The following is a 26,418-nucleotide window of genomic DNA, read 5'->3' on the forward strand; positions in this document are numbered from 1 at the left end:
CAAGGGATATTTAGGGGAAGTGACGGAAGGATGGCAGAGAAAGAGACCGCTTCGCGGTCAATCGCGAGCAAGCTCGCTCCCACAATGGTTTCTGTCGTGTACAAGAGCTTTGTTCACTGCAGATCCACTGTGGGAGCGAGCTTGCTCGCGATGACGTCGGTTCAGTCAGCGCTGTTTCAAGCGGTCAATCACCACCGCCAGCAACAAGATCGAACCACGAATCACATACTGGTAAAACGTGTCGATGTTCTTCAGGTTCATCGCATTTTCAATAATCGCCAGAATCAACACCCCGGCAATCACGTGCCGGATCATGCCGATCCCGCCGCTCAACGACACGCCGCCCAACACGCAAGCCGAGATTACCGTCAGCTCGAAACCCTGGCCAATCATCGGCTGCCCGGAGGTCATGCGCGACGCCAGGATCACCCCGGCCAATGCCCCAATCACGCCATGCACGGCGAAGATGAGGATTTTGGTCCGGTCGACGTTGACCCCGGCGAGTAACGCCGCTTCCTGATTGCCGCCGATGGCCATGGTGTTGCGCCCGTAGGTGGTGTAGTTCAGCAACCAGCCGAAAAACAGGAAGCAGACGATGGTGATCAGGATCGGCACTGGCACGCCAAACAATTGGCCGTTGCCGAAAACAAAGAACTGTTCTTGCGACACGCCGACCGCTTTGCCATTGGCGAAGATGTAAGCCAGACCGCGAACGATCTGCATGGTCGCCAGCGTGGTGATCAACGCGTTGACCCGCAACTTGGCGATCACAATCCCGTTGATCAGCCCGACAATCAGGCCCATCACCAGCGCGGCCGTCACCCCGAGAAAGACGCTGTCAGTGTCACGCATCACCACCGCCGCGACCACGCCGGCGCAGGCAATCACCGAGCCCACCGACAAGTCAAAGTGCCCGGACGCCAGGCAATACAACATGGTGCACGCCGCAATCCCCGTCGTCGAAATCGCCAACCCGAGGCCGCGCATGTTCAATGGCGAGAGGAAGTTGTCGATCAGCAACGTACAGAGCACGAAGATCCCGACCGCCGCCAGCAGCATCACCCAATCATCGAGAAAGCGCCGCAGGTCCAGGGGTTTGCGCTCGGTAGGCAGCGCGTTGTTTTGGGTTGTCATCATAGTCACCTCTCAGTTCGCCACGCCGTCAGCGCGTTGGCGCGGCAAAGCCAGTTGCAGCAGGTTGGATTCATTGGCCTCGGCGCGAGACAACTCGCCGCGCATCGCGCCTTCGCAGAGCACCAGGATGCGGTCGGAAATACCCATCACTTCCATCAGGTCGCTGGACACCACGATCACCGCGATGCCGCTTTCGGCCAGGTTATGGATGATCTGGTAGATCTCGGCCTTGGCGCCGATGTCGATGCCACGAGTCGGCTCATCGAGCAACAGCACTTTCATCGGCATCGACAGCCAGCGACCGAGAATGGCCTTCTGCTGATTGCCGCCGGACAGGTACATGATTTTCTGCTCGGCGCTGGGCGTCTTCACCTTCAGCGCCTTGATATGTTTGTCGGCATTGCCCTTTTCCCACAGGCCACGCAACAGACAGCCGAAGGTCGAATGCGCGCCGCGTGCGCTGATGTTGATGTTCTCGGCCACACTGGCGAGCGGGATGATGCCCTCCTTCTTGCGGTCCTCGGGGCACAGCAGAATCCCGGCGGCAATGGCATCGCGTGGTGAGCGCAGTTTCAGTTCATGGCCGCGCAACTCGAGCCGTCCAGCCGTGTTGCGCTCCAACCCGCTGAGCAAGCGGAACAGCTCGGTGCGCCCGGCGCCAACCAGACCGAATAATCCGAGAATCTCGCCTTTGTGCGCCTGGAAACTCACCGGCTCGCGCAAACCAGGGCCGAGCAGGCCATCGACCTTGAGCGCCACCGCGCCACGTTGCCTGGCGCGGTAATCGTAGATGTCCTGAATGTCGCGACCGACCATGCACGTCACCAATTGGTCGTGGGTCAGCTCACTCATGTCCTCGAAAGTGCGCACGTAGCGGCCGTCCTTGAACACCGTCACCGCGTTGCAGATGCGGAACACTTCTTCCATGCGATGGGAGACGTAGAGCACCACTTTGCCTTCGTCGCGCAGGCGTCCGATGATCGCCATCAAGCGATCGATCTCGCGCGCCGACAGGCTGCTGGTCGGTTCGTCGAAGGCAATGACGTGCGCGCCACGGGACAACGCCTTGGCGATTTCCACCAGTTGCCGCTGCCCGAGGGACAAGCGCCCGACTTTTTCTTGCGGGTCGATTTCATCGGCCAGGCCTTTGAGGCATGCCAACGCCTGTTGGCGCAAGGCGCCACGATTGATCAGACCGAAACTGGCCGGCAGGTGCCCGAGGAACAGGTTTTCCGCCACGGTCATTTCGGGCACCAGGTGCAATTCCTGGTGGATCACCGCGACGCGGCTGGCGATGCTGTCGGCGGTGGATTTGAATGCCATCGTCCGCTCGCCTATCTGCAGGTCACCGCTGCTCGGCGTGTAGGCGCCGCCGAGGATTTTCAGCAGGGTCGATTTGCCAGCGCCGTTCTCGCCCATCAAGGCGTGAACCTGCCCCGGGTGCGCGACGAAGCTGATGCCGTCCAGCGCCTTGACGCCGGGAAAGGTCTTGCCGATCCCGTTGAAGCGCAGACTGCCGCCGACGCTGTGCTCATGTGTCTGTACTTGCGCGTGCATAAACCACCTCTTCACAGATCAGGCAGCCCCGTCGCCAGGGCCGCCGTTGAAATCAACCGCACCTCAGTTCCAGAGGCCGATCTTTTCCAGTTCCTGCTTGAAGTTCTCACGCGTGATCAGCGTCACGTCGTCCATCGCGGTGTATTTCGGTGGTTCTTTGCCCGTGGTGACCCAGTCAAACATCATGCTGGCAGTGTTGTAGCCTTCGATGTGCGGGCTTGGCAGCATCGAACCAAAGAAACCGCTGCTTGGCTTTTTCAGTTCGCCGATAGCGTCCGTACCATTAATGCCGATGCCGATCACGTTGGCTGCTACAAAACCGGCCGTTTCGGTAGCGCGTACGCCGCCCAGCACTGTGTTGTCGTTCATGCCGCCGATGATCAGGTTTTTCGCGCCACTCGGCAGTTTTACCAACGCAGAATTGGTGGCGTCCATGCTGCCCGGGACGTCCAGGGTTTTCTGCGCCGCGTAGAGAATGTGATCTTTCGGGAAGCCAGCGTCTTCCAGCGCTTTGACCGAACCGTCTGTGCGCTTCTTGCCGGTGTCGAGTTCGTTGAACGTATTGATCACCGCGTAGGTGTCTTTCCAGTCCCAACCGCGTTTCTTCGCTTCGGTGGCCATCGCCGCGCCCTGTTTCTGGCCGACTTCAAACGCAGCCATGCCGAGGTAAGGCACCTCTTCCATGAACTTGCCGTTGGCATCGACAAATCGGTCATCGACTGCCATCACTTTCAAACCGTTGGCCTTGGCCTTGGCCACGATGGCCGGGCCGAGGCCGACGTCCGGCGGGCAGATCACAAAACCCTTGGCGCCGTTGGCCGCAAGACTGTCGATGGCAGACAGGGTTTTCTCGCCGTCCGGCACGGCGATCTTGATGACAGTAAAACCTTTATCTTTACCGGCCTTTTCAGCGAAGGCCCATTCGGTCTGAAACCAGGGCTCTTCCGCTTGCTTGACCAGAAAACCGATTTTCACTTCCTCGGCTGCCAGCAGCGTACTGCTCAGGCTAACTGCGGTGACCGCCAGAGCGGCACAGCACAGGGAACGGATCCCACGACGACGATTCATAAGCTGACTCCTTGTTATTTTTTTTGAGCGTTATTTGAAAGCCGATGCAAACGTTGAAGCTAATAGTCATATCGTATGATGATTGGCATTCAGACGGAGTTCCGCGCCTGAAAGCGGTTTACTCAGTCGTGGTACATCACCGAGCGCCCACCATCGATGGTAATGCACGAGGCATTGATGAACGGCGCTTCATCGCTGGCCAGGAACACGGCGGTCATGGCCACTTCCATCGGCTGGCCGATGCGACGCGGCGGATGCAAGTCGAAGGCGCGCTGACGTTCGGCATGCGGGTCGGCAAACCCGTTCCAGTAGTCCACGTTCAATTGGGTTTCGATGTAGCCCGGCGCGATGGCGTTGACGCGAATGCCCTTCGACGCGTATTCGATGCCAAGCGCGCGGGTCAGGCCGAGCAAACCGTGCTTGGCCACCGGGTACGGGAAGCAGCCCGGAATGATGTGGCTGGAGTGGGTCGACGCAATGTTGATGATGCTGCCGATGCCCTGTTCGATCATTTGCGGCAGCACCGCCTTGCAACCGTACCAGGCGCCGTCGAGGTCGATGGCGAAGCAGCGACGCCAGTCTTCTTCAGTCATTTCCAACGGATCGCGGAACACGTTGACCCCGGCGCAGTTGACCAGGACGTCGATGCGGCCATGCAGGTCGAGCGCCAGCCGGGCCATGGCGTGCAGGTCTTGCTGCTGCGAGACGTCAGCCTTGATCGTCACTGCATCCGCGCCTTGTTCACGCCAATGCGCCGCGACTTTCTCGACTTTTTCTGCCTGGATATCGCTGATGATCAGCCTGGCCTGCTGGGACGCGAACGTCGCGACGATGGCCTCACCGATGCCTTGGGCGGCGCCGGTCAGCAATACAACTTTGTCTTTAAGGCGCTCGCCTTTGGGCGGCTCCGGCACCGGTGGCAAGGAAAGAGACTCAGCCATGAATCAGGATTCCTTTTCGCGGGCGCGACAAAAACCGGGCATCTGTCGATGTCCGGTTGAAAAACTGTCTGGAAAATCGCTGCATCACTTCACCTGTTTTGTTTTTTTAAGTGTGAGTGCGTGTAACTGATGGCCGACTATAAACCCGCTCGGTAAATAATCTCAATATATAATTTTACATCCCATATTTTGGGATTTAGCCAGCGAAACGTGTACAAAGTGTTCCGGCCACCTCCACTCGAAGCGACAACACCGCGCCATCCAGCGGATGGTTGAGTGGGCTCGCCGCGCTGGTGATGTACAGGGTTTTCAGGTCTTCGCCGCCGAATACGCAACTGGTGGGACGACTGACGGGCAGTTCAATGATTCGATCAACGTGGCCCTCCGGGGTCAGCCGTATCAGGCAACTGCCGTCCCAGCGGGCGTTCCAGAGGCAGCCTTCGGCGTCCATGGCCGAGCCGTCCGGGACCCCACGCTTGTCGGGACCGAACCAGACGTACGCGGTGTCCAGATTGCCGTCGGCGTGGATGAAGTAGCGGTACAGCGTGGCGTCGAGGCTGTCGGCGAAAAACAGCGTTGTGGCGTCTTCGCTCCACAACAGCGTGTTGGGAATTCCCAGTCCGCGAAGCAGCGGCGTGACCCGGGCATCTCGGTCGACGCGAAACAGGCCGCCGGAGCGACGGGTGACCGGCAAGTCTTCGCCGTTTTCGCCGATGTTGTTCTGCATGGTGCCGAGCCAGAGCCGTCCCTGCGCATCGCAACGGGCCTCGTTGGGGCGATTGCCGGGTTGCGGGTCGGCCATGCAAAGCAAGGTCAGACGCGGCTCAAGGCCCGGCGAGTCGAGATCCAGACGATAGACGCCGCTGCTCAGCGCGACCAGCGCATCCCCGCTTTCGCAAGGGATGAAGGCGGAGATGTGCTCCGGCATTTCCCAGATCTGGACGTTGGCGCCGATCAGCCGGAGGGCTTGTTTGCCGGCAATGTCGACCCAGTACAGCGCCTGTGTCGGGGCATCCCAGAACGGGCCTTCGCCGAGCCGCGCCCGGTGTTGGGTCAACGCATTCAACGACATGAAACCTCCTGCCTTGTTCTTGTTTTTGTGGGAAATGTGGCTCGTTAGCCGGTTTTTTTGTCGGCCATGACTTGGGGGTAGAAACGTTTGATCGCCAAGTCTGCGTTATCAATCAGGGTCATGCACGCCCACACCCCGCGCGCGGCGTCACGGGCGGCGATGGCGTCGGCCATGTCTTTATGGATGGGCAACGTACGCCGCAGTTCGTCGGGGTCGGCGGCGGAAACTTCGAACGACACCGCCAACAGTGCGCCGAGCGCCGGGACCATTTGTTCGATGAATTGATTGTGGCTAGCGGCAAGGATGCGCTCGTGGAACACCCGGTCGGCGCGGTTGTAATCGACGCCGCTGTCCACGGCCCGCTCCAGTGCGTTGTAAGCCAGAAGGATCGCCTGGACTTGCTCGACCGTCGCCCGCTCACAGGCCCAGCGCACGGCCATCGGTTCGATGGTGCGGCGCAGGTCGAGCAAATCGTCGACGAAGTTTTCGGGCAAACCGCTGCGTGACAGCCAACCGACGACTTGCGGATCGAAGAGGTTCCAGCGGCGCACCGGCAACACCCGCGTGCCGACTTTCGGCCCGACTTCGAGCATGCCTTTGGCCACCAGGGTCTTGATGGCTTCACGGATGACCGTGCGGCTGACACCGAGCTGCTCGCCCAGGTCGGCTTCAACCTTGAGGGTTTCGCCGGGCTTCACCTGGCCAGCGGCAATCCAGCAACCCAGCCAATCGACCGTTGAGGCGTGAAAACTGTTGGACATGGAAACCTCAAAGCCGCGCACGATGGAGCAACACGCTAATCATCACATGATTGGGTGTCAACCGGATTATCGAAAGAACACAGAGAACCCTGTGGAAGCGAGCTTGCTCGCGATAGCGGTATAACAGTCAACATTGTGGTGAATGTTATGGCCTCATCGCGAGCAAGCTCGCTCCCACAGGGTTATGTATTACGGCTCGAGACCGATGGGGAAGAACTCCCCGCCACTCCACACGCCAAGCCAGCGTTGCCCGTCGATTTCACGGGTCACGGCCAGTTCCACCAGTTGGTAGAACACATTGCGGTGGATCAGGGCTTCAAGGTTGGTGCGCACATGCACGTAAGGCGCAGGCTCTTGAGTGACCGGATTGATCACGACACGAATCGGGTGCTCCGCGCCGGCCTCGGCCGTTTCATCAACGTTGGTGGTAAACCGCAGCAACTGAGCCTCACCCTCGCCTTCCACATCGACGGCAATCGCCACGAACGGCGCATCGTCGACCTTGATTCCGACCTTCTCCACCGGAGTGATCAGGAAGTAATCATCGCCATCGCGACGAATGATGGTCGAGAACAGTTTGACCATCGGCTTGCGCCCGATCGGCGTGCCCAGGTAATACCAAGTGCCGTCGCGAGCGATGCGCATGTCGATGTCGCCACAGAAATCGGGGTTCCACAGGTGGACCGGTGGCAAGCCTATGGTCTTGGGGATTTGCCCCAACAAGTCGTTGGCTTTTTGCGGGCCACTCATGGTGTTCTCCTTGGATTACTGGTCGCTGATCCCGATCAGGCCTCGTGCGTATTGCTGCAAGGGTGGGCCGATCAGGTCTTCTGGCTTGTTATCGTGGAACGTCAGTAAACCGCCACGACTCTTGATGGTTGCAGTATCAATCAAATACTGGGTGCTGGTCTCGATCAACATGATCTGAATTACGCCGCTGTCGATGCCGAGGCGGTCCACGTATTCCTGATCGATCCACTCATCGGAGTTGCCGATGCGGTCGTCAGCCTTGGCAAACCGCGTGTAAAGCAGGTAATGGGCACCGGCAGCACGGGCTTCAGCCATGGCCTGATCGAGGCCTTCGGGTGCACGGGCGCGGCGAACCATCGGAAAGTATTCGATAAAGCCATCGAAGGCTTCTTCGGCCACCACGTTTGGACGTGGGTAAGGACTGCCCGGTGGCGAGAAAGCACCTTGGGCGATGTAAATGAACGAGTCCGGCTGAATTCGCAGGTTGTTCACCCGACGGCTGTCGCTGTGATCCAGCAGCCCCGCGTCGCTCATCTGGTAGCGAGTCCCTTCAGCCATGTCGCTGACATTCATGCAGCCACCAAGCACCAAAACGGCCAGCAGCAAAACCAGGCTACGCATCCTACCCTCCAGAGGCCGGTGACGGAAAACCGGCGAATGGCCATTGGATGCAGCTTCCGCGCCAGCTCAAGTTCATTGCCGCTTTATAGAACGTAATCGCGAGCAAGTCGGATCAGCCGCCAATAATCTTCATGACTGTCGCGCCACCGGAGAACGCCACTTCCTGCTTGTCACCCAAGGCCTTCACCAATAGTCGCTGTAACGCCGGCAGCGCTTGATGGCGAGGCTTGTCGAGCAGGTCGCCGACATAATGACGATTGCTCGAGGACAGGCAACCATGCAGCCAGCCCGTGGACGAAAGGCGCAAGCGCGAACAAGTACGGCAGAACGGAACACTCTCATTGGCGATCACGCCGAAGTGCCCCTGCCCCGGAATCTCGTAACGCACCGCTGTGGCATCGACCGGCGCATCGGCCTGCAGATATTCATAACGCTCGCCTATCAGGCTCAGCAATTGCTGGAGGCTGACGAACTGTTGCAGGAACGCATTAAAGTCGGTGGCCAGGTGGCCCATGCGCATCAGCTCAATGAAGCGCAACTCATAGCCGCGTTCCAGGCAGTAATCGAGCAACGGCATCACCTGATCAAGGTTCTGCCCGCGCAACGGCACCATGTTGACTTTGATCTTCATGCCCGCCGCGCTGGCCTGATCCATGCCGTCGAGCACGGTCGCCAGATCGCCGCCACGCGCGATGCTGCGAAAGGCGCTGGCGTCCAGGGTGTCGAGGGAAACGTTGATACGACGAATGCCGGCGTCCACCAGCAACGGCAGCTTTTTCGCAAGCAGCTGACCATTGGTGGTCAGGCTGATGTCTTCCAGGCCCATCTGGCCGACGGCTGTCATGAAGGCTTCGAGTTTGGGGCTGACCAGCGGCTCGCCGCCGGTGATGCGCAAACGCTCGATGCCGGCTGCTTCGATCAAATACGCCACACCACGCGCCATGGCCTCGGCCGACAATTCATCCTGCGCAGCCACCAGCCGCTTGCCGTTGGGCACGCAGTAGGTACACGCGTAATTGCAGGCTGAGGTCAGGCTAATCCGCAAATTGCGAAAACGCCTGCCTTGACGGTCAACGATCATGGATCACTCCGGCAATGGACAATTGGAACGCGCAAAACTTGACTCAGAATTCAAGTTTTGGCAAGACCCAAGCCTGAGTATATTCCTGCGGTACTGCGCCATATAGCGAAATCATGGCGCAATCAGGCAGCTGAATGGTTCAACTGCTCGGAGTGTCGGTGTCGCGCTTGCGCTTGTTGCCCATGCGCACGCCAATGTCCATCAGGAACTGGAAGAAGCCTTCCTGATCTTCCAGCACATTACTCCAGAACGGCGAGTGATAGAGTGCCACAGCGCCATGCACCAGTGCCCAGGATGCGCAGTAATGGAAGTACGGCGGCACATCTTCGAGCTTGCCTTCGCTGATCCGGCCTTTGATCAGCAGGGTCAGGCGCTCGAAGTTCGAGGCGCGGATCTTGTGCAGTTCCTCGACCATCTCCGGCACTTGATTGCCCTTGACTACCTTCTCTTCCAGGCGGTCGAACAACCGATAACGTTGCGGATCGCGCATGCGGAATTCGAAGTAGGCCCGGGACAGCGCTTCCTTGTCCTTGTCGACATCGGCCGAATGCAACAGCTCGTTCAAATCACGCTCGTAATCAAGCATCAGACGCAGATAGATCTCCGCCTTGGATTTGAAGTGCTTGTAGATCGTGCCTTTGCCGATACCCACGGCATCAGCAATCATCTCGACGGTGACACTGTCTTCACCTTGGTCGAGGAACAGCTTGAGCGCGGTATCGAGAATTTCCTGCTCGCGGCGACGAAATTCACGGACCTTACGAGGTTCTTTATGCATAAGAAAAGGTCTGTTTGGGGTCAAAATTCGAAGCCGCGTATTATGCCTAACTTACGCAAAAATGCACGGATCATCCGACCATATCTGTGTTTCTTGACGATTTCACGCAAGCTCGCTCATTGATAGGAACTCTTCCGAAGCGGGCGTATTCCAAAATTGTTTAAAAACCGGGGCCCATAAACTGGACTAGGCGCAATAGTGATCAATACTTGAAATGTCGGCGAGACATCTCCCCCAAGTGTTGCGCCGATATTGGTACCAACGGACCGCGTGCCATTGTTTTACTCCTAATGGTCTTAACCCGGATTCCCCCCCCAGAACCCGGGTTTTTTTTGCCTGCGATTTGACCCTTGGCAGCGAGCCCGCCATCGATGGCGATTTTGAGCCCTAAACCGGTTTCACATGCGCCAACGGGAACAACCGCTTGAAATTCTCGGTCGTCTGCTCGGCAAATCGCTCATAGGGCTCTCCTCGCAACATGGCCAGAAACTCAGCTACTTCACGCACGTACTGCGGCAGGTTCGGTTTGCCGCGATAAGGAATTGGCGCGAGGTACGGCGAGTCCGTTTCAACCAGCAAGCGGTCGACAGGCACCTTGCTGGCCACATCGCGTAACGCGTCGGCATTGCGGAAAGTGACAATACCGGACAAGGAAATGTAATAGCCCATGTCCAGCGCGTCCTTCGCCATGTCCCAGTCTTCGGTGAAGCAATGCAGCACGCCAGCCTGCGGCAGTGCTGCTTCACGCAACAGGCTCAAGGTATCGGCGCGGGCGCCACGGGTGTGGATGATCACCGGCTTGCCCGTTTGCTGAGCTGCTTGCAGGTGCAGGCGGAACGACTCCTGCTGCAACTCGGCCGCTTCCGGTTCGTAGTGATAATCCAGACCGGTTTCACCAATCGCGACGACGCGCGGGTGATTGAGCTCGCGCAACAGCCAATCAAGCGCCGGCGCAGCGCCCGGCTGCACGTCCAGCGGATGAACGCCGACCGAACAGTCGACGTCGTCATAGCGTTCGGCCAGGGCTTTGACGTCGGCGGCGTTGTCGACACTGACGCCGATGCACAAAAAGTGCCCTACCCCGCGCTGACGGGCCGCATCGAGTGCCGCATCCAGGGAGCCGTCGTGGGCGGCGAGGTCGAGTCGATCAAGGTGACAATGGGAATCTACGAGCATAAAAGGGCTGCAACTTACATCGTATGAGTAGGACGGTCGGACTTGAGGGCTCCGGCCAGGTGGGTTTCGATTCGACTGCGTGCCGTGTTGTCGCCGTCGTTGAACTGCACGCCGACGCCGGCGGCGCGGTTGCCCTGGGCGCCTTTGGGGGTGACCCAGGTGACTTTGCCCGCGACCGGAATCTTCTCGGCTTCGTCCATCAGGTTCAGCAACATGAAAACCTCATCGCCCAACTTGTAGCTTTTGTTGGTCGGGATAAACAGGCCGCCGTTCGTGATGAAGGGCATGTAGGCCGCGTACAGTACAGACTTGTCCTTGATGGTCAGGGACAAAATGCCGTTACGCGGCCCCGGGTTGACGAGTTCATTCATGCTGACCTCCACTGCTGATGCACAGAGTCTAGGCGCAGACGATCACTTCTGGGTAGGCAGCGAGGCCCACTGCACCAGCAGCGCTTCCAGCAACAGCGCCGGATTGAGGTTGGCTTTGCTCATCACCTTCTGACGCTGGGCGAGGATCCAGTCCTGAATAGTCAGGACTTTATCCTGAGCGGCTTTCTGGGCCAGGTACTGAATCACCTTGCGCATGTCCGTCAATCCCAGACCGTTTTCATCCTGGGTCAGTTGATAGCGCAGGATCAGGCTCGACCAGTCGCAGAACCAGTCGAACAGCAGCAACTGCGGAATGCTTTTCCATTCTTCGGCCAATTGCGTTGGCGACTGCTGTTGCTTGAGCAACTTCTTCACGCCCTCGACCACCAGTGCCCGCTGTTCGCGCACACCCTGATTCTGCAACTTGACCGCGCCCAGCGGAGAACCGGCGGCCAGCGTCAACAGCTCGACCCGCTCTTCTTCAGAGCTGTCCGGCAAGGCCTTGGCCAGCCACGCAAGGCTCATCGCTTCGCTCGGCAGTGGGCAGGCCTGCTGCACGCAGCGGCTCTTGATGGTCGGCAACAGACGACTGGTCTGGTGACTGACCAACAGCAGAACGGTATCGCCCGACGGCTCTTCCAGGCTTTTGAGCAAGGCGTTGGCGGCGTTGACGTTCATCGACTCGACCGGCTCGATCAATACCACTTTGCGCCCGCCCATCTGCGAAGTCTGCACCACGAAACTGACCAGATCGCGCACCTGATCGACCTTGATCGCCTTGTCGGCTTCTTCCGGCTCGAGGATGTAATTGTCGGGATGACTGCCAGCCTTTAGCAGCAGGCAGGATTTGCATTCACCACACGCGTCCTGCGCGGTTAGCCGCTGACACAGCAGGCTGGCCATCAAGCGTTCCGCCAGCGCGCGCTTGCCGATTCCGGCCGGGCCATGCAGCAGATAGGCGTGAGCGTGTTGCTTACGACCGGCCAACTGTTGCCAGAGGCTGTCCTGCCACGGATAGGCTTCAGCCACGGGTCAACTCCAGCAGACGCGGCATCAAGGCGTCCAGCGATTGCTGAACCTGCGCCAGCGGCTGGGCGGCATTGACCAGCACATACCGCGCCGGATCCGCCTTAGCGCGCTGGAGGAACGCACTGCGCACTGCATCAAAAAAGGTTCGGCCTTCAAGTTCGAAGCGGTCCAGGCGACCACGAGCGCTGGCGCGGGCCAGGCCCACTTCCACCGGCAGATCGAAGATCAGCGTCAAGTCCGGGCGCAGATCGCCCTGGACAAAGGTTTCGAGCGTAGCGATACGTTCCAGCGACAAACCGCGACCGCCGCCCTGATAGGCGTAAGTGGAATCCGTGAAGCGATCACACAACACCACCGCACCACGGGCTAGCGCCGGGCGAATCACCTCGGCCAAATGTTGGGCTCGCGCGGCAAACACCAGCAGCAGTTCCGTGTCGGGGTTCATGACTTCATCAACCGGGGCCAGCAGCACTTCGCGAATCCGCTCGGCCAACGGCGTACCACCCGGTTCGCGGGTCAGCAGCACTTCGATACCGGCAGCGCGCAGGCGTTCGGCCAGGTATTCGCGATTGGTGCTTTTGCCCCCGCCAAATAAATCTCGCGCATCGAATGTCAACCCGAGAGACACTCGGATTTGAACCAGTAGAAATCTAAAAAAACCTAGCAAATTCAAAGGGTTGAACACCTTCAAAATCATCAAAAATCGGCAGCAATCGTCAGATCGTGACAACCACGCCGTAAACATGGCACTGCAGAGGTAAAAATGTAAACCGCTTTTCGCTCTACCGCACCAACAAGGGAAAATCGCGGGGTCGATGGTAGACCGAAATGTAAACCTACACGAGCCGAGCGCGGATTCTATACCTTTGAACCCCGTCTGTCTGGCCGAATGGGAGATGCTCTCCAGCCCAACCTGGCCAACCAACAACGACCAGCGGCACCTCGGCCCCGCTGCACACTGGGTGTCAACCATCGTTACACCATTCGATCTGCTACCCGGTTCCCGAAAGCACCGATCATGGACGTAGTTGCTACGACCGAGAGCAACCTAGCCACTTCCCCACCCTGGATCATCCGGCCCCGCTGCCCTTCTATATATAGAGGAAGCCAGCACGAAAAAGCCCGCCCTGAATCCCACCCAACTCTGAGGGTCAGGGCATCAACGCCTCCTGCATCCCTCCCATATCCACCGACCCCGAAGGCTTGGAAAGTCTGAGAAATCTCACGCACAACAACCAACAACCATCTGCCCCTACCCGCCCCAAAAACTCAGCAATTGAATATAAATTGACAACAACAAAACACATATATCGACCATTAGAAAAACAACATCAAAACATACTTATAGATTACTGTTTGCTCATCTGAAAGCTAGTACCAAACACAAAAAACCCTTGACTCAGCACCCCTAATTGCATTCCAGTAAATAGAACAACAAAACAGCAACGCAAACGCCCGAATGAGCTGCCCCCGGGCGTAGTGGATTCTTATTATTTGGAAAACCCGACCCCATGCTTTATTCACGATTCCTACATACTGAAATCGAAAGCTCATATACAGCCGACGACAAGGTGCTTTCTTACACCATATTTTCGTCCTCGCAACCACATACTCCAGCATTGGGATTCCGAAAATCAGTTGGCTTACAGCGGTTTGCCGTAATTTGGGATCAAGAGCAAGATCTGCGGATTATCAGCCTAATTGAAGAAGCATTAGCTGTAAGGTTCTTTTCGCCGATTAAGGTGCTGCGCTTGAGCAAGGAGCGCCTGGACATCATTATCGATCAGAATCTGAATGACGAAAAACTCAAAGCTTTCGTATTTGCCTGGGAAAACTTATACGAAAGGTAGCCGGGAGTGATTGGAGCTTGGTGGTTTTCACCGAGAACCAAGAACACTCTCCCCTTGATGAAATCGGAATGCTGGACATGTTTAACCAGGAGCTTATGCAACGGGCCAAGCTTGGGATTGAGGACTACTCACCTGACCTCGCCCTTTTTAGGAGCGTTTAGGAAGACTAGGTGCTAGAGATGAGGCAGGTTATCAAGTGGTGCTCCGGTGTCGCTCGACACCTACTTCGGGACAAACGGCCAGAACATGTAATCAGGCAAGAAAAGGATTTCATTGCAGCAGTAAATAATCTAAAGACCCTCATGGTGACCGAACGCGGCGGAATGTCGATTGACCCCGAAGAAATTCGCGATCAAATCACAGAGGCACGAGCTGCTTACATACACCTTGTAGATCCTGTTCATCGCCGCGCCACCCACCACCAAGACACACAAGAGAACCAAGACAACCAAGACAACCAAGACAACCAAGACAACCAAGACAACCAAGGCCCACAATACTAACCGCACCAAAGCGACCAAACCTCAAAAGTACCGACCCGCACATTGACTATATTGAGCTGGTTACTTGGCGCTATCTCAGCGGAGGCGCCTCCATAAATTATGTATGCCTACAGAGCCTGGGAGCGTTGAACTTTGCCGTCGCTGCGACTCAATACTTCCCCAACACACACAACGCAACCGAATCAGGCTCGGCAACCCACCAGGTCGCTGAGCGACTCAAATCATCTGCAGACGGTGAGTCGCTCGCTTGGTTTTCCTCACTCCAAGAAGCTATGGATGCCCACGACGCCAGTTTCTAATAAGCATCCTTAACTAGCCAAACGGGAAGGCAGGCGCGCGCCCACAGACTGCCATTAACTTCGCACTAAGCCACAGGGCATCTTCCCGCGAAAACGAAAAACACATGTGCTCGAAGACGATTTCAAAGCCGCGCTCTTCAATTCCATTCACTCGGATCAACGTCTCGCCACTCCCGCTCGAAAAGAACTCGTGACTGCCGTTACGCACGCTTACATTGCTCGTTACACCGCCCCACGCGCCCCGCTTGAACACTGTCTCCTCACGCGGAGGTGGAGGGTTAATATCGAATCCATCAGCAAGATAGGAAGTCGCCACTTCTTCTGCCAAGCACAGCCCCAAGTCACTCGCAGTTTCTTGGCTAACCTCAAATCCGCCGACATCGAAAACCAGCTTCACGTAACCATCAGGAGTTTGAGACACAACGCAACCATAAAAATCTGCGGACTCTCTGCTTCTCCAGCAGATAAAATCCCGGTAAACCTCGAGAAACTCTACAGCATCAGACATCAAGCACCTGTATTATTAATGGCTCATCCATATTGAAACGGATGGCCTCACAGAAACTTGAGCTCACTTAAAGAATAAAGTTCAGGAAGTTTGTCGGGCTACACGACACCGCTCTAGATGCGCCATTTCCGCATCCCATTCTCGCAAGAACTTTTCCCAATCGTCGAAGTACGCTCCTTCTACGAACCGAGTTGAGCCTCGACTTGCACAGAGAAATCGCTGGCGCCACGGCTGAGGGATACTTTCATCTCGCACGATTTTACGCCCGTCAGAGCGCGATTCTGAGCGCACAAGCTCCTGCAATTCATTAGTTGGGGGGCTGGAATCGTCATGATCGAGCCCTTCAAGAACTTCCAGGATGGGAGCGGTTCGAGGATCTCCTGGCGCCAGATGGGCCAGCGCCCAGAGTGCTTTTCGGCGTAAAGCTTCCCGTTGATGCAGATCATTGATGGTCATGGCGTTCAGCCGCTAATGAGGTTTGCGCCAGAACCCGTCTGAGCCGCTCAGCATGCTTTCGACGAACTCAATAGACATCTCAAGCTCGCCTTGCATCTCTTTGAACACAGATTCGAGTCCAGGGTGGTTGCCGGAGGCGCGGAGTTCGGAGATGAGGTTGTGAAGCTCGTATCCTTTGGTCATCGGCATTTGGACGTTGCAGTAGAGGCGGCATGAAAGCTTTTGAGAAGTATGCAGAGCGTATCAAGCTCGATGATCTGGAATCTGTGAAGCGTCGACGGATGTGGCCAGCGATGGTGAAGCGGATTCAGGCTGTGTTCGACGAGATTGAGCACTCACCGCTAGCTGGCCATTTTGGCTCTTTCTACCTTCATCCCGTCGCTCCAGACGCTTACCGTCATCTGCCAGAGGGCCAATACCTTGCCCAGTTGCAGTTGACATGTGGTCTCCGGATGCTAGGCCTCGATAACTTGGAAAAAAGCGAAAAGCACCCTCAAGGCGTCGCCAAAACCCTCTTCGAAAAAGATGCTGCACTGTGGCTCAACCAATCTCCTTCGGGGGCTGTCACAGTGTTTATGTCGCCGTACAGCTCTGCAGTGCTGAAGATGACCGAAGATAACATCATCTTGGGAATGTACTCGAGCCCAGAAAAATTGACTGACAAGGTTATCAGGCAGCTGTTCTCCACGTTCTTCAAGTACCTTTCGATCACGAGCGCCCACCACCAGCAAAGTGTGAGGGATTACGCCTGGCGGTTGTGGCTGATGTACAAGGATGCCAGGACGAAAAAACACGAAGGCTTCATCAAAATGGTGGAGAGGCTGCTTCTTGCTGCTGGTGCCGTAGCCTGCATCTGGGTGATTATCCCTTCCGCTGCAAGCCCTGGGGCTAATGCACAAGCGCAGCAGCAACCGGTAAACGTGGGCCTTCAAGGCGCTCAAGCATCAACTCAGCTTGAACGCCTCTGCGCGAATAAATGGCTGGCACTTGCGCAGCCTCGGCAGGAGGATGCCTCTCGCTGCTCCCCCTCTACGCCCGCTCAGATTCCCTACCGATGAACTCATCTCGATAGGGCCCGACCTGACTGTCAGTTGGGACTTTTATAGCCCGGCGCAAGCTTGGCGCTTTTAACACCATAGAGAGCCAAGGGGTCGCTCAACCAGAGCCGATAGGCCTCGTCGGCAAAGCTGTGATCGGTCGAGCAGTCCACGTGGTACTGCTGCAGCACATACCCAGCCATCGCGGCGCGCACCCGCAGCCTAAGCACGCCGTCAGGCATATCGTAGTCCCGCATCATGATTTGAGCGCAGTTTTTATCAGGGTGCGGGACTAGGGGTAGATCCAGCATCCGATTCCACTGGTCATCATTCTTTAGAGTCTCTTTCTCCAAGGGCTTCTGCCCCTGCTGAATCTGAGCAGCGCCGACTCGGGCTAGAACAAAGTCCACGAAATCTTCGCGCTTTCTATCGTAAGCCCGGACATGCCAGCGAAGGCCATCACAGCTAATGGCAAAGGGTACAATTTCACGCTCAGATTCACCCGAGGCCGACGTATAGCTGATTTTCACCACCTGGTTCAGGCTAATCGCGCGCGAGATCGGTGCAAGGATCTCCACCTTAGGCTGGCTGAGCAGCGAAACGGATTCGTTGAGAATGAGCGGCTTCTCACCATCTAGGCTGTACCCGTATCCCTGCGTTAGAGCAGTTAGCACTCGCTCAGGCGGATGCGCTACCAGCGGGGAAAATGTTTCCCGGATCACATAAAGCTTGCTGACGGTGTCGAGCTCAGTGTTGCCTGGAGCTATTTCACGATACTGAGCAAAATCTCGAGTAGCAGCCGCAGCGCCCAAACCGAATCGATCCATCAGATCATTACGCGAGACCACACCCGTGAAATACAGGCGAAAATCGATATAAACCAGGCGCTCACGCTGGGCCTGGCTGTATTCGCTCAATTTACTCATATCCACTCCGTCTTGCCTTTTCACCGTCTTACCTGTCTTGCTGTCCGACCAAGAGCATGGCCGGTCGTTTTATATGGTCGCATCGTAGCACACGATCGCTTGACCTAATCAAATTGATGATGATAGGCTTTGCACATGGTTTCGATAGACCCTTATCTACAGCACCTGACGTGAATCGGAAGGGGCATGGATGGAGGCAATCAGCCAGAAACGAAAAAGCCGATCAAGTTCGCACCTTGACCGGCTTTAAGAAAAAGATATCTGAACTGGTTCCAGATATCTCTCGCGCTTTTGTTCAGAAAGCTCTGTGATGGTAGCCCTTGTGGGCTGCTGACGCAAGGGTAGCGAGTTCTGTGTTCGAGCCGCCTCGATAGGAGACAAGCCATGTCTCAGCTCGAAATGTTCGACAAGCCCGAAGCCGAAGGCGAGGTCATCTACCGCATGACCATCCGCACTCGCAACGGCAAGGTGATACGTCGCGCCAACGGCCAGCCGTTTCGCATCGTAATTCGCCCTAAAGCGGCCAATTGATTTTGATCGCTTAACAGAGCTCAGGGCACATCGGTGCCCTGCCCTCCTCTCGGATGGAGAGTTTTCATGTCATTGATTTTCTACGATCGAGCCGGTGCCCCCATCACGTATACCGATGATGGTGAGCACATCTTCACAATCAGCGGTCGCCCCGTAGCTTACCTATATGATGGCTCCGTTTATTCCTACCAGGGACATCACCTAGGCCTCATGACTGACGGAGTCATACGCGACAACAGTGGCCATGTCGCCTTTTTCACCGATGGTGCAAGACTTGGCGTAACGAGGCCGATGCTTCGACTGATGCCACTTAAGGGGTTGAAGCAACTGAAGCCTCTTAAGCAGTTGCGACAACTCAGGCCGTTGAAACCGTTGAATCGGAGCACCTGGTCTCAGCTCTCCAGTCAGCAATTTTTCTTCTTCTAATCACCAATCAGGTAACTCCCTCACACACGGACGTGTTTGGGTGAGTAACCTTTCAACACCCTTGCTTGGTCATTGAGCAGAATTCCGGGATTCCACCAGTTGGTGGCTTATTTAGAGGTACGTAATGGAAGACCTGGCCACAAAAATAATCCCGCTGGTTCAGACGCTGATCCCAGGCTTCCTTACCGCCATGATTTTCTACTGGCTGGCAGATGTGAAAAAACCTGGCCAGTTCGAACGCACCGTTCAAGCACTGATCGGCACCGGCCTGATCACCATGATGGTCGCAGGCATCAAGGCAGGCCTGGGCTGGGTTGGTGAGCACTACTTCACATTGGGTGAATGGACGATCCAAGTAGAGGGTGTCTGGGGTATCGGCCTGGCGGTGGTGCTGGGCTTGCTTTTAGCCTTCGCGTCGAATCATGACTACCTATACAGGTTCGCCAGATGGCTGACCCTCACCTCCCGCTCCTCGTACCCAGAGTGGATATATGCATTTCGCAAGCGGGAAGGTATGACCGTCGTGCTGACCTTGCTCGATGGTCGCCGGCTGTTCGGGTATCCCGCCGTATGGCCGACCGATCCCAAGGAAGGTCATTTCCTGATCACCCAGCCGTGCTGGATGGACGAAAACAATAAGTGGATAGAGACGCCTGGGATCGAGAGCTATCTCATCGCCAACTGCGACGTCTACCTGATCGAGTTCTTAGAGGAGGTAACCGAAAGTGAGCAACGAGAACCAACCTAGGCAGCATGTACTTGAGCAGCGGATTGCCAACGATGGCATGAACGTCAGCCCTCCGGCACCAACCAATATCCGCCCTAAAGCACCACCACCAGCGCCGCCAAAGGCTCCAAAAAAATAAGAGGTTGATCATGTACGAAGAAAGAGGCATATCGCCCCAACCACGCCGGCCCAGCATTGGACAATCAAGTCCATCTAAGCCATTTGCCCAGCGTCCAGCTACGCCTCCCAAGGCGCCACCACCTCCAAACAAACGGTGATCACCATGACCAATCAAACTGGCGGCAAGATTCACGTTAATGACGGCATAAGCAAGCAAACAACAAGTCAGCGCCCGGCTGCTCCACCAGCTGCTCCGCCACCAGCTCCTCCAAAGCGGTAAGACGATCTCGATGAAGGCAGTCTTGTAATGGTCAGCACTGCAGCGTCCGGTAAGCCCAACACTAATCGAGAGCTCTGCTCCCCTGGAGATTTCCACCCGATGCCGTCAATCACTGGAAATGACATCGAGAGCAGCACGCCCAAAGCCCGCTGGCTCGAGCCGGAGACCCCGAGCAAGACCCCTAAACCGCCTTCCGGTGGTTTTTTTCTGCCTGTAAGTCGGATGTGGAGGTAGAAATGCTTAGCCCCGACCACCTCTATTACTCGATGTCGCATGTTCTCAGTAGAACGTAGAGGTATCAGACAAATGAGCAGTTCAACATCAACACCACCAAAAAAATCATTTAAATCCAATAGGTTAAGCAGCCCGCGACTCTTTTGTGCGCCTCCGCACATCTGACAGATGTCGCCTTGGCACATTCCGCGCGAAACCTATTGCAATCTAGAATTGCATCAATTTGAAACAACCACGCCTAACGCGCTATCACCATGCCACTTTGGTGATAGATACTCTGTCTCCAGGGCGGGCTATAACGACGAAACTATGACGGTCTCATGGGCCTCCTCTCAACGGCAGGTGCAAATATTTGATTCGCGCCGCCTATCTCGATGCCATTGCTAATAGGACATATTAATGGTTAACCGGGCTGCCAACGCGACCATCAAGGGCTACTTTTACCAGTTCGATTTCGCAATTCTTCAGTTGCTGCAAGCAGTCGATGAGGATGCCTGTATAACCGTCGAGGGGGTCGAAGACGTCGACATTGATGACGTATCGAACGAAAAGTACATTCAATGCAAATATTATGCAGCCACGGATTACAACCACTCCGTGATCAAGCCTGCAATCGCAGCAATGATTGTTCACTTCAAGAATGTAGGCTCAACAAAGACACCTCTTCCAAAGTACAAACTTTACGGCCACTACAATAGTGGCCAAGAAAAACTGCCAGAAAGACACTTAATAACCGTAGAATTTATTAAAACTCACTTCCTGACAACAACAAAGAAAGAAGGCCCGGCCGAACTGGTTCATGCGAAGAATAACATCACAGATGCTGAAATACTCCAATTCGCGGGCCAACTTGAAATCGACGTATTTGCTCAAAGCTATGAGAGCCAGTTTGAAAGCATCACCAAATTACTGACCTCTACCATACCAGGCGCCACAAAAGAAGACGCCGAAAACCTTTTTTACCCTGCATCGATCAACAACATCCGAGCCCTAGCAATCGAGCAAAATCAGGCGGCGCGAGAAACCACCAAAAAAAGGTTCCTCAGGGAAATCAACAACAAGAACTTGCTATTTAGCAGCTGGCTTAAGCAATATCAAGGCGCGAAAAAGTATGCCACTCTGGTGCGAGACAAATATTTCAAGCAGAGCGCTGCCACATCAATTGAGAACAAGGCAAGGTTTTTTATTGTAAACCTTCCTCGCAACAGCTTGAACGTGGGAAATGCGCTGGACTTGGCACTGAAATTCAGTAAAAAGTTCTCTAACCGCGCAAGCTCTAGAATCAGAGATAACGACAGATTTTGTCCATACCTTCATCTAGCCAATACAGATGAAGCAGGACATAGAGAACTGAAAAAGTCTTTACGAGACTCGACTATCCTCTTCCTTGATGGACATGACTTCAAGGGATCAGAATTCTACGTGGACTCTATCTTGAAAGGGCCTACTTCTCATACGGAAACACGCCTGAAGCTGATTGACGAACTGACCGACCTCAATAGCACATTGCGTGGAGCGCATCGCCGCCCCATTGAGGTGTTCGAGTTTTACCACGAAACCCCTACAGCCGGCTTGGATCTTCCCCAAGCAGCATTGTACGCAGCAATCAAGGTTGATTCCCTCGAAGACATCAAGGAGATGATCAGATGACAGCAAAACCGCAAGCTGAGGTCATTGCAGTTTACCCTAACAAAGTTCGAATCTGCGTAGATGACCTAGGCAGTTTTACCGATGGCCATCCGTTGTTGCGTGTTGGCTCCTACCTGAGAGTGACAGACCATGAGGATTGCGTTCTCATTGCCATCATCGAGAGCTTTCTGATTGAAGTAGACCATAAATCGGATCGCCGGCATGTCATCGAAGCTTTACCGCTGGGGGTAATCAAGGATGGAAAATTCATTCGAGGTGGAGATGCTCTGACTATACCTCCAACCGGGGTAGAGCCTGCCACACTAAACGACATCAAAAAAATCTTTGAGGATTCCGTACCCGAACACAAGAAACTCGAGTTCTCAGCGTTGCTCGCAGATCCTGAGATCAGGGTACCTGTTGACGGAAACAAGTTCTTCAACAAGCATATTGCCGTTGTGGGCTCAACTGGTGCGGGCAAGTCGAATACCGTCACCCGAATCATTCAAACTTCTACAGCAAAAACCGCAAGCAACTCTCCCAACAACTCTCATGCTATTATTTTTGACATTCACTCCGAGTACAAAACAGCTTTCCCTGATGCCAACCATATCGACATCAATAGCTTGAACCTCCCCTACTGGTTACTCAACAGTGAGGAATTAGAAGAGGTACTCCTCGACACCGGAGAACGCGACAACTACAACCAGTCCTCTGTTTTCCGATACCTAGTAACGGAAAATAAAAAGAAGCACAACAAGGCTTTCGCTAAGATCTTCTACGATAGCCCCGTCTTCTTTGATATCCATGAAGTCATGAACGCGCTCTACAACATCAAGAATGAAACAACAAACGCAAAGAACTCCAACCTCTACATGATCAACGATGGCAGTTACCAGCTATTGAGTGAGGGCAAGACCGACCCAACTACAGGCATTCTACTCAACGATGACCAACGCCTCCTGAAATATTTTGAAGAAAAACTAGAATTCCACTCAACAAAACCTCAAAGCATTACCAATGGTAGTTATGCTGATGGATCCCTGGATAAATTTTTCACACGCTTTGAGTCTAAGGTTTCTCAGGAGAGGTTGCGATTCCTGTTTGGCCCTGACGCTAAGGCTGCCTCGCTTGAGGGCACCCTCCGTAACCTAATAGGTTACATGCCAGGTAAAACCGCTAACGTAACCGTCCTCGACCTGAGCGGAATTCCGTTTGAGGTACTGAGCATCACCGTGTCGCTTATCTCCCGGCTGATCTTTGAACATGGCTACCACTATAAGGTATACCGGACGAAAAACGGGGAAACCATCAATAACGATGCCCCTATCCTGCTGGTGTATGAAGAGGCTCATAAATACGTACCCACCAGTGAGCTCACAAAGTACCGAGCAGCAAAACAGTCTATCGAACGGATCGCAAAAGAAGGTCGTAAATACGGTGTTACGTTGCTGCTTTCCAGTCAGCGTCCATCCGAGATCTCAGAAACCATCTTCTCCCAATGCAACAACTTTGTCGCAATGCGCCTTACGAACCCAAGCGATCAGAATTATGTTCGCAGACTGCTGCCGGACACGTTGGGCAAGCTAATTGAGAAAATGCCAAACCTGGGCGCCGGTGAAGCGCTCTTAATCGGCGATTCACTGGTGATGCCATCTCTGGTAAAGATCGACGTCTGCGATCCAGCGCCATCGTCTGCCGACATCCCATATTGGGAGTTGTGGAAGGACGAATGGAAAGATCTCAGCTTCGATGACATTACAACTGAGTGGCTGAAATAAACGCTGCTGCTCATCTTGAGAACCGAGGAGCACGAACGGCCCGGCCTAGCTTCAGGTAGGCAATCGCCGGGTCGGTCGCCGATCATTGAAGCCATGCCACCAATCCGCACACCGCTGACCAGCTCCTCTGTCACTGACAGAAACAGAAGGCTGTACTGGAGGCGCTCGAGGACGAGATCGCCTTGGTTGATTCAGGATATTGGGGATGATGTTTGCTTCTGAGCCTGGAGATGAGCCGATGCCGATGGACGAAATTGCGAAGTGCTTAGCAGACGCAAATCACGTCGTGGTTTTCACAGGTGCGGGGGCTTCAGCAGAGAGCGGTATTCCAACATTTCGAGAAGCACTGACGGGACTATGGGAGCGGTTCGACCCATCAAGGTTGGCTAACCCAGAGGCTTATCTTGCTGACCCAAGCCTGTGCTGGGGCTGGTATGAATGGCGCCGCCGAAAGGTAGTCCACCCGTTCGAGGAACTGGCGCTCTTCACCATAGAAAAATGCGGAGGGCTCATGAACTGCCAGGTGATTGGTGTCCTGCTCCCATTCGCCGTACCAAGCGTCTGGTGTGTCGACATAGATGCTAGGTCGGCCAGGGAATTGATCTCCTGTGATGTCGACGATCAGTCCATCGATTTCAAGCCAGGCATGTGAAGCACCCTCCTTCATTCCACAAACGTAGAAGAAGTCTCCGAGCCCCAGGGTGTTGAAATAATCGCCCATGAGCTCAGAAATGATTCCACAGCATCCGCGATTCATCATCTTCATGAGATGAAAATGCGCGCTCGGCCCTGAATCTAATAATTTCCGCAAAATTATGCTCTCTCATCATTTCCCACACAGCGCTTTTCCGTGAAATACAAACTTAACGGATTATTTCGAGCAAAACTTTAGCGCTGCGCAAAGTATTTTTCAGGCAGATGTCTTTTTTAACCCACCACTCAAGTTTCGAATTTCGCCTCCGTTTAAATAGTCATGCGACTTATTTTCTGAGGAATATCGAGACCATGAGTACAAAGCTGCCCCCGAACAGATTTTTCACGTTCAAACATGGTTCGCCCGAGGGTGACTTGGACGAATTTAGGCTCGCCATCTTCACTTGGCCAGGCACCCCCGAAGGTGAGTTGATAGACGATGACAACAGTTACGCAGTTCTCTTGGACACAGAATCCAACGGCGTAATTTCAGTCAAAATCGATGAATGGCGCTTTAGGTTCACGCCTCAGCAGGCGACGGCGCTAGCCTCGGCACTCACTGAACTATCAAGAGATGAAGGATGAGTCCCGCCTCCCCTGAGTGGAAACGGCGCAGTGAGACGGCAGATCTTCATCATGGATGATGTGAGCTTTCGAAAAAATGTTCCTATCGAGCTCAAGATTTTTCAGAACGAACCGTTTGTCATATCTATGACATCCGAGAAACCAGCTTTGAACCTACCAACGATCGCATTTGCACACTGCCTGAAAGGCGCTGTGTCGTTTGCCGAGACCATCCAAGGTCATCGTCAACGCAGGACGTGGGATCGTTTAGTCAGCTACATTGAGTCCTCTGACTCCCTTTCGGGCTTTGACAGGGCTGCAGCCTTCGCTGAGGGCTATGCGCAAGCGCTCATCGACGGTGAGCAGATCGAAATCTCCACAGAGCGTGACTTACTGATCATCTCAATCGTTGACGAGTGGCGGCGGCATTTCATCCGCTCAGATGTTTCGTCCACCTTTAGAACTCCCCTCCTCCAAGGACATTCATGACTTCCAAATTTCAGCGCTACGCGGATGACGAAATTTCAGATCCAAGCCTGCGAATGCCTCGTCAAATTTTGGCAACCAGCACCAACCAATATCCGATTGATATCTTGGTTTCTCGTTGGGAAAAACACCTGGTAGAGCCATCTGCTGCTCACGAGAAGTATCCTTGGGCTTCGGGGTTCGTAATGGGCATTCCTATTCCGTCTTGGCATCGCCCAGTGGTGTGGAATGTAGGTCAGAAGACTCGGTTCATCGTTGCTGTGTGGTCTGGAGGGGATCTTGGAAGCTATCTCACTAATGATTGGTGCGACTCGGCCGTCGGGCGAGCAACGGCGGAGAACAGCGATATTTTGATCGATGGCTTGCAGCGGTTGCATAGCCTAGAGGAGTACCTTCTTGATCGCTTGGCAGTCCCAGATGCTCAAGGGCAACCTAGGGTTTGGTCTGAGATTGGCAACGGCGAACGCAAGCGGTTCTTGTCGACAGTCTTTACGCACGCACATGTATCGTCTGATGACGAAGTGTTGTTGCGAAAAACTTATGATCTTTACGCCATGGGTGTAGCTTCTCGTACGAACGATCAGCGCGCGGTTCGATAACCGTTAGATCCTATTTTTGGGGCATGCCCCTCTGGGGATGGCTGTCGTAAACCAACCCGGTCAATCGACGGGTCTTGGCCCTGCGGGCTTCCATCCTCATGCCTTCGACCTTCCTGGTCTGCGCGCTCCGCTCGCACGATGACCTAAGTCACTTCTCGGCTTGGACATTACCTGAAGCTCCCACATACTGCTTCCATCCAATCAGTGGTGGAGTTAGCCCGATGTTATGGTCATTTTGGAAAGACAAACGTCCTGAATGGGTTCAAGCAGAAGAGCGAGCGTTCATCAAGGCAGCCAACAGCCTGAAGACACTGCAGACGACACCACGAGGTGGCGTGAGGATTGACCCTGAGGAGATCAGGGATCAGATCCTTGAGGCCCGAGAGTTATACAAAGACTTGGTTCAAAAATAACGGTATTGAGCAGGCAA

The 26,418-nt window shown here is 54.9% G+C and carries 30 protein-coding genes and 1 pseudogene; 13 read left to right on the forward strand and 18 right to left on the reverse strand.

The features are described from left to right. Positions 1 to 165 precede the first annotated feature (165 nt). From araH to tmk, 14 genes are all read right to left on the reverse strand, one after another. Complete coding sequence (gene araH, locus NL116_RS22310) at positions 166 to 1,134, reverse strand: L-arabinose ABC transporter permease AraH (RefSeq protein ID WP_494374063.1); 969 nt, start codon at positions 1,132 to 1,134, stop codon at positions 166 to 168. Positions 1,135 to 1,146: 12 nt separating this feature from the next. Further along, complete coding sequence (gene araG, locus NL116_RS22315) at positions 1,147 to 2,691, reverse strand: L-arabinose ABC transporter ATP-binding protein AraG (RefSeq protein ID WP_494374064.1); 1,545 nt, start codon at positions 2,689 to 2,691, stop codon at positions 1,147 to 1,149. A gap of 63 nt (positions 2,692 to 2,754) precedes the next feature. Next, positions 2,755 to 3,759, reverse strand: a complete 1,005-nt coding sequence (locus tag NL116_RS22320) for a substrate-binding domain-containing protein (protein WP_494374065.1) — start codon at positions 3,757 to 3,759, stop codon at positions 2,755 to 2,757. A 122-nt stretch (positions 3,760 to 3,881) separates the two neighbouring features. Beyond that, positions 3,882 to 4,700, reverse strand: coding sequence for an SDR family oxidoreductase (locus NL116_RS22325; protein ID WP_494374066.1), 819 nt, complete (start codon positions 4,698 to 4,700; stop codon positions 3,882 to 3,884). Positions 4,701 to 4,896: 196 nt separating this feature from the next. Next, positions 4,897 to 5,772, reverse strand: a complete 876-nt coding sequence (locus NL116_RS22330) for an SMP-30/gluconolactonase/LRE family protein (RefSeq protein WP_494374067.1) — start codon at positions 5,770 to 5,772, stop codon at positions 4,897 to 4,899. Positions 5,773 to 5,816: 44 nt separating this feature from the next. Next, on the reverse strand, positions 5,817 to 6,533 hold the full coding sequence (locus NL116_RS22335) for a FadR/GntR family transcriptional regulator (RefSeq protein ID WP_494374068.1): 717 nt from the start codon (positions 6,531 to 6,533) through the stop codon (positions 5,817 to 5,819). Between the two features lie 189 nt (positions 6,534 to 6,722). After that, complete coding sequence (locus NL116_RS22340; protein ID WP_494374069.1) at positions 6,723 to 7,283, reverse strand: DUF1285 domain-containing protein; 561 nt, start codon at positions 7,281 to 7,283, stop codon at positions 6,723 to 6,725. Between the two features lie 15 nt (positions 7,284 to 7,298). Continuing rightward, positions 7,299 to 7,904: a DUF4823 domain-containing protein gene (locus NL116_RS22345; protein ID WP_494374070.1), complete on the reverse strand. Its 606-nt coding sequence runs from the start codon at positions 7,902 to 7,904 to the stop codon at positions 7,299 to 7,301. 112 nt (positions 7,905 to 8,016) lie between these two features. Next, positions 8,017 to 8,985, reverse strand: a complete 969-nt coding sequence (locus NL116_RS22350; protein WP_494374071.1) for a GTP 3',8-cyclase MoaA — start codon at positions 8,983 to 8,985, stop codon at positions 8,017 to 8,019. Positions 8,986 to 9,124: 139 nt separating this feature from the next. Further along, entirely contained in the window at positions 9,125 to 9,763 is a 639-nt protein-coding gene (locus tag NL116_RS22355; protein ID WP_008152317.1) for a TetR/AcrR family transcriptional regulator, read from the reverse strand. 387 nt (positions 9,764 to 10,150) lie between these two features. Further along, on the reverse strand, positions 10,151 to 10,939 hold the full coding sequence (locus tag NL116_RS22360; protein ID WP_494374072.1) for a TatD family hydrolase: 789 nt from the start codon (positions 10,937 to 10,939) through the stop codon (positions 10,151 to 10,153). A gap of 14 nt (positions 10,940 to 10,953) precedes the next feature. After that, complete coding sequence (locus NL116_RS22365) at positions 10,954 to 11,310, reverse strand: PilZ domain-containing protein (RefSeq protein WP_494374073.1); 357 nt, start codon at positions 11,308 to 11,310, stop codon at positions 10,954 to 10,956. A 42-nt stretch (positions 11,311 to 11,352) separates the two neighbouring features. After that, a complete protein-coding gene (locus NL116_RS22370) occupies positions 11,353 to 12,339 on the reverse strand; it encodes a DNA polymerase III subunit delta' (protein ID WP_494374074.1) in 987 nt (328 codons plus the stop codon). After that, positions 12,332 to 12,955, reverse strand: coding sequence for a dTMP kinase (gene tmk, locus NL116_RS22375; protein WP_494378115.1), 624 nt, complete (start codon positions 12,953 to 12,955; stop codon positions 12,332 to 12,334). Before tmk ends, NL116_RS22370 begins: the two co-directional genes overlap by 8 nt. A gap of 895 nt (positions 12,956 to 13,850) precedes the next feature. Here tmk and NL116_RS22380 point away from each other — a divergent pair. After that, complete coding sequence (locus NL116_RS22380) at positions 13,851 to 14,189, forward strand: hypothetical protein (RefSeq protein WP_494374075.1); 339 nt, start codon at positions 13,851 to 13,853, stop codon at positions 14,187 to 14,189. Positions 14,190 to 14,368: 179 nt separating this feature from the next. After that, entirely contained in the window at positions 14,369 to 14,692 is a 324-nt protein-coding gene (locus NL116_RS22385; RefSeq protein WP_494374076.1) for a hypothetical protein, read from the forward strand. A gap of 312 nt (positions 14,693 to 15,004) precedes the next feature. Here the strand turns inward: NL116_RS22385 and NL116_RS22390 are convergent, their stop codons facing one another. Further along, on the reverse strand, positions 15,005 to 15,499 hold the full coding sequence (locus tag NL116_RS22390) for a PH domain-containing protein (protein ID WP_494374077.1): 495 nt from the start codon (positions 15,497 to 15,499) through the stop codon (positions 15,005 to 15,007). Positions 15,500 to 15,967: 468 nt separating this feature from the next. Beyond that, positions 15,968 to 16,144, reverse strand: coding sequence for a hypothetical protein (locus NL116_RS22395; protein WP_494374078.1), 177 nt, complete (start codon positions 16,142 to 16,144; stop codon positions 15,968 to 15,970). Between the two features lie 23 nt (positions 16,145 to 16,167). On the opposite strand from NL116_RS22395, the gene NL116_RS22400 reads away from it, so the two are divergent. Next, positions 16,168 to 17,013 carry a hypothetical protein gene (locus NL116_RS22400; protein WP_494374079.1) on the forward strand — a complete coding sequence of 282 codons (846 nt, stop codon included), beginning with the start codon at positions 16,168 to 16,170 and terminating at the stop codon, positions 17,011 to 17,013. Between the two features lie 29 nt (positions 17,014 to 17,042). Here NL116_RS22400 and NL116_RS22405 read toward each other — a convergent pair whose 3' ends face one another. Next, complete coding sequence (locus NL116_RS22405; protein ID WP_150757618.1) at positions 17,043 to 17,918, reverse strand: helix-turn-helix transcriptional regulator; 876 nt, start codon at positions 17,916 to 17,918, stop codon at positions 17,043 to 17,045. A gap of 384 nt (positions 17,919 to 18,302) precedes the next feature. Here NL116_RS22405 and NL116_RS22410 point away from each other — a divergent pair, with 384 nt between their 5' ends. The 6 genes and pseudogenes from NL116_RS22410 to NL116_RS22435 form a co-directional block, all read left to right on the forward strand. After that, entirely contained in the window at positions 18,303 to 18,449 is a 147-nt protein-coding gene (locus NL116_RS22410) for a hypothetical protein (protein ID WP_169922231.1), read from the forward strand. Between the two features lie 66 nt (positions 18,450 to 18,515). Continuing rightward, the gene (locus tag NL116_RS22415; protein WP_494374080.1) at positions 18,516 to 18,875 is read left to right on the forward strand and encodes a 4-fold beta flower protein; all 360 of its coding nucleotides are present in this window, start codon (positions 18,516 to 18,518) and stop codon (positions 18,873 to 18,875) included. A 124-nt stretch (positions 18,876 to 18,999) separates the two neighbouring features. Then, positions 19,000 to 19,623, forward strand: coding sequence for a DUF6338 family protein (locus NL116_RS22420; protein WP_494374081.1), 624 nt, complete (start codon positions 19,000 to 19,002; stop codon positions 19,621 to 19,623). 1,012 nt (positions 19,624 to 20,635) lie between these two features. Beyond that, positions 20,636 to 21,886, forward strand: coding sequence for a DUF4297 family anti-phage-associated protein (locus tag NL116_RS22425; RefSeq protein WP_494374082.1), 1,251 nt, complete (start codon positions 20,636 to 20,638; stop codon positions 21,884 to 21,886). Next, positions 21,883 to 23,646 (forward strand): anti-phage-associated helicase HerA, encoded by a 1,764-nt coding sequence (gene herA, locus NL116_RS22430; protein WP_494374083.1) that lies wholly within the window; start codon positions 21,883 to 21,885, stop codon positions 23,644 to 23,646. Before NL116_RS22425 ends, herA begins: the two co-directional genes overlap by 4 nt. Before the next feature lie 238 nt (positions 23,647 to 23,884). Continuing rightward, a pseudogene (locus NL116_RS22435) lies at positions 23,885 to 24,106 on the forward strand (Sir2 family NAD-dependent protein deacetylase); the annotation flags it as partial. Here the strand turns inward: NL116_RS22435 and NL116_RS22440 are convergent. Beyond that, on the reverse strand, positions 24,023 to 24,412 hold the full coding sequence (locus tag NL116_RS22440) for a hypothetical protein (protein WP_494374084.1): 390 nt from the start codon (positions 24,410 to 24,412) through the stop codon (positions 24,023 to 24,025). The pseudogene NL116_RS22435 and the gene NL116_RS22440 overlap by 84 nt on opposite strands. Positions 24,413 to 24,651: 239 nt before the next feature. Between NL116_RS22440 and NL116_RS22445 the strand changes: the two genes are divergently transcribed. The 4 genes from NL116_RS22445 to NL116_RS22460 all read left to right on the forward strand — a co-directional run bounded on the left by NL116_RS22445 (position 24,652) and on the right by NL116_RS22460 (position 26,401). Then, on the forward strand, positions 24,652 to 24,924 hold the full coding sequence (locus tag NL116_RS22445) for a hypothetical protein (protein ID WP_494374085.1): 273 nt from the start codon (positions 24,652 to 24,654) through the stop codon (positions 24,922 to 24,924). Between the two features lie 30 nt (positions 24,925 to 24,954). After that, on the forward strand, positions 24,955 to 25,392 hold the full coding sequence (locus NL116_RS22450) for a hypothetical protein (RefSeq protein WP_494374086.1): 438 nt from the start codon (positions 24,955 to 24,957) through the stop codon (positions 25,390 to 25,392). Further along, positions 25,389 to 25,988 carry a hypothetical protein gene (locus NL116_RS22455; RefSeq protein ID WP_494374087.1) on the forward strand — a complete coding sequence of 200 codons (600 nt, stop codon included), beginning with the start codon at positions 25,389 to 25,391 and terminating at the stop codon, positions 25,986 to 25,988. The genes NL116_RS22450 and NL116_RS22455 overlap by 4 nt, the downstream gene beginning before the upstream one ends. A 221-nt stretch (positions 25,989 to 26,209) precedes the next feature. Then, positions 26,210 to 26,401 (forward strand): hypothetical protein, encoded by a 192-nt coding sequence (locus tag NL116_RS22460; protein WP_053160612.1) that lies wholly within the window; start codon positions 26,210 to 26,212, stop codon positions 26,399 to 26,401. Positions 26,402 to 26,418 lie beyond the last annotated feature (17 nt).

It is taken from the genome of Pseudomonas sp. FBCC-B1667 (assembly GCF_059133255.1).

Bases quoted from the DNA above. Each gene is read 5' to 3' on its own strand.
- araH (WP_494374063.1), bottom strand. From the start codon at position 1,134: ATGACAACCCAAAACAACGCGCTGCCTACCGAGCGCAAACCCCTGGAC.
- araG (WP_494374064.1), bottom strand. From the start codon at position 2,691: ATGCACGCGCAAGTACAGACACATGAGCACAGCGTCGGCGGCAGTCTG.
- NL116_RS22320 (WP_494374065.1), bottom strand. From the start codon at position 3,759: ATGAATCGTCGTCGTGGGATCCGTTCCCTGTGCTGTGCCGCTCTGGCG.
- NL116_RS22325 (WP_494374066.1), bottom strand. From the start codon at position 4,700: ATGGCTGAGTCTCTTTCCTTGCCACCGGTGCCGGAGCCGCCCAAAGGC.
- NL116_RS22330 (WP_494374067.1), bottom strand. From the start codon at position 5,772: ATGTCGTTGAATGCGTTGACCCAACACCGGGCGCGGCTCGGCGAAGGC.
- NL116_RS22335 (WP_494374068.1), bottom strand. From the start codon at position 6,533: ATGTCCAACAGTTTTCACGCCTCAACGGTCGATTGGCTGGGTTGCTGG.
- NL116_RS22340 (WP_494374069.1), bottom strand. From the start codon at position 7,283: ATGAGTGGCCCGCAAAAAGCCAACGACTTGTTGGGGCAAATCCCCAAG.
- NL116_RS22345 (WP_494374070.1), bottom strand. From the start codon at position 7,904: ATGCGTAGCCTGGTTTTGCTGCTGGCCGTTTTGGTGCTTGGTGGCTGC.
- NL116_RS22350 (WP_494374071.1), bottom strand. From the start codon at position 8,985: ATGATCGTTGACCGTCAAGGCAGGCGTTTTCGCAATTTGCGGATTAGC.
- NL116_RS22355 (WP_008152317.1), bottom strand. From the start codon at position 9,763: ATGCATAAAGAACCTCGTAAGGTCCGTGAATTTCGTCGCCGCGAGCAG.
- NL116_RS22360 (WP_494374072.1), bottom strand. From the start codon at position 10,939: ATGCTCGTAGATTCCCATTGTCACCTTGATCGACTCGACCTCGCCGCC.
- NL116_RS22365 (WP_494374073.1), bottom strand. From the start codon at position 11,310: ATGAATGAACTCGTCAACCCGGGGCCGCGTAACGGCATTTTGTCCCTG.
- NL116_RS22380 (WP_494374075.1), top strand. From the start codon at position 13,851: ATGCTTTATTCACGATTCCTACATACTGAAATCGAAAGCTCATATACA.
- NL116_RS22385 (WP_494374076.1), top strand. From the start codon at position 14,369: ATGAGGCAGGTTATCAAGTGGTGCTCCGGTGTCGCTCGACACCTACTT.
- NL116_RS22390 (WP_494374077.1), bottom strand. From the start codon at position 15,499: ATGTCTGATGCTGTAGAGTTTCTCGAGGTTTACCGGGATTTTATCTGC.
- NL116_RS22395 (WP_494374078.1), bottom strand. From the start codon at position 16,144: ATGCCGATGACCAAAGGATACGAGCTTCACAACCTCATCTCCGAACTC.
- NL116_RS22400 (WP_494374079.1), top strand. From the start codon at position 16,168: ATGAAAGCTTTTGAGAAGTATGCAGAGCGTATCAAGCTCGATGATCTG.
- NL116_RS22405 (WP_150757618.1), bottom strand. From the start codon at position 17,918: ATGAGTAAATTGAGCGAATACAGCCAGGCCCAGCGTGAGCGCCTGGTT.
- NL116_RS22410 (WP_169922231.1), top strand. From the start codon at position 18,303: ATGTCTCAGCTCGAAATGTTCGACAAGCCCGAAGCCGAAGGCGAGGTC.
- NL116_RS22415 (WP_494374080.1), top strand. From the start codon at position 18,516: ATGTCATTGATTTTCTACGATCGAGCCGGTGCCCCCATCACGTATACC.
- NL116_RS22420 (WP_494374081.1), top strand. From the start codon at position 19,000: ATGGAAGACCTGGCCACAAAAATAATCCCGCTGGTTCAGACGCTGATC.
- NL116_RS22425 (WP_494374082.1), top strand. From the start codon at position 20,636: ATGGTTAACCGGGCTGCCAACGCGACCATCAAGGGCTACTTTTACCAG.
- herA (WP_494374083.1), top strand. From the start codon at position 21,883: ATGACAGCAAAACCGCAAGCTGAGGTCATTGCAGTTTACCCTAACAAA.
- NL116_RS22440 (WP_494374084.1), bottom strand. From the start codon at position 24,412: ATGAAGATGATGAATCGCGGATGCTGTGGAATCATTTCTGAGCTCATG.
- NL116_RS22445 (WP_494374085.1), top strand. From the start codon at position 24,652: ATGAGTACAAAGCTGCCCCCGAACAGATTTTTCACGTTCAAACATGGT.
- NL116_RS22455 (WP_494374087.1), top strand. From the start codon at position 25,389: ATGACTTCCAAATTTCAGCGCTACGCGGATGACGAAATTTCAGATCCA.
- NL116_RS22460 (WP_053160612.1), top strand. From the start codon at position 26,210: ATGTTATGGTCATTTTGGAAAGACAAACGTCCTGAATGGGTTCAAGCA.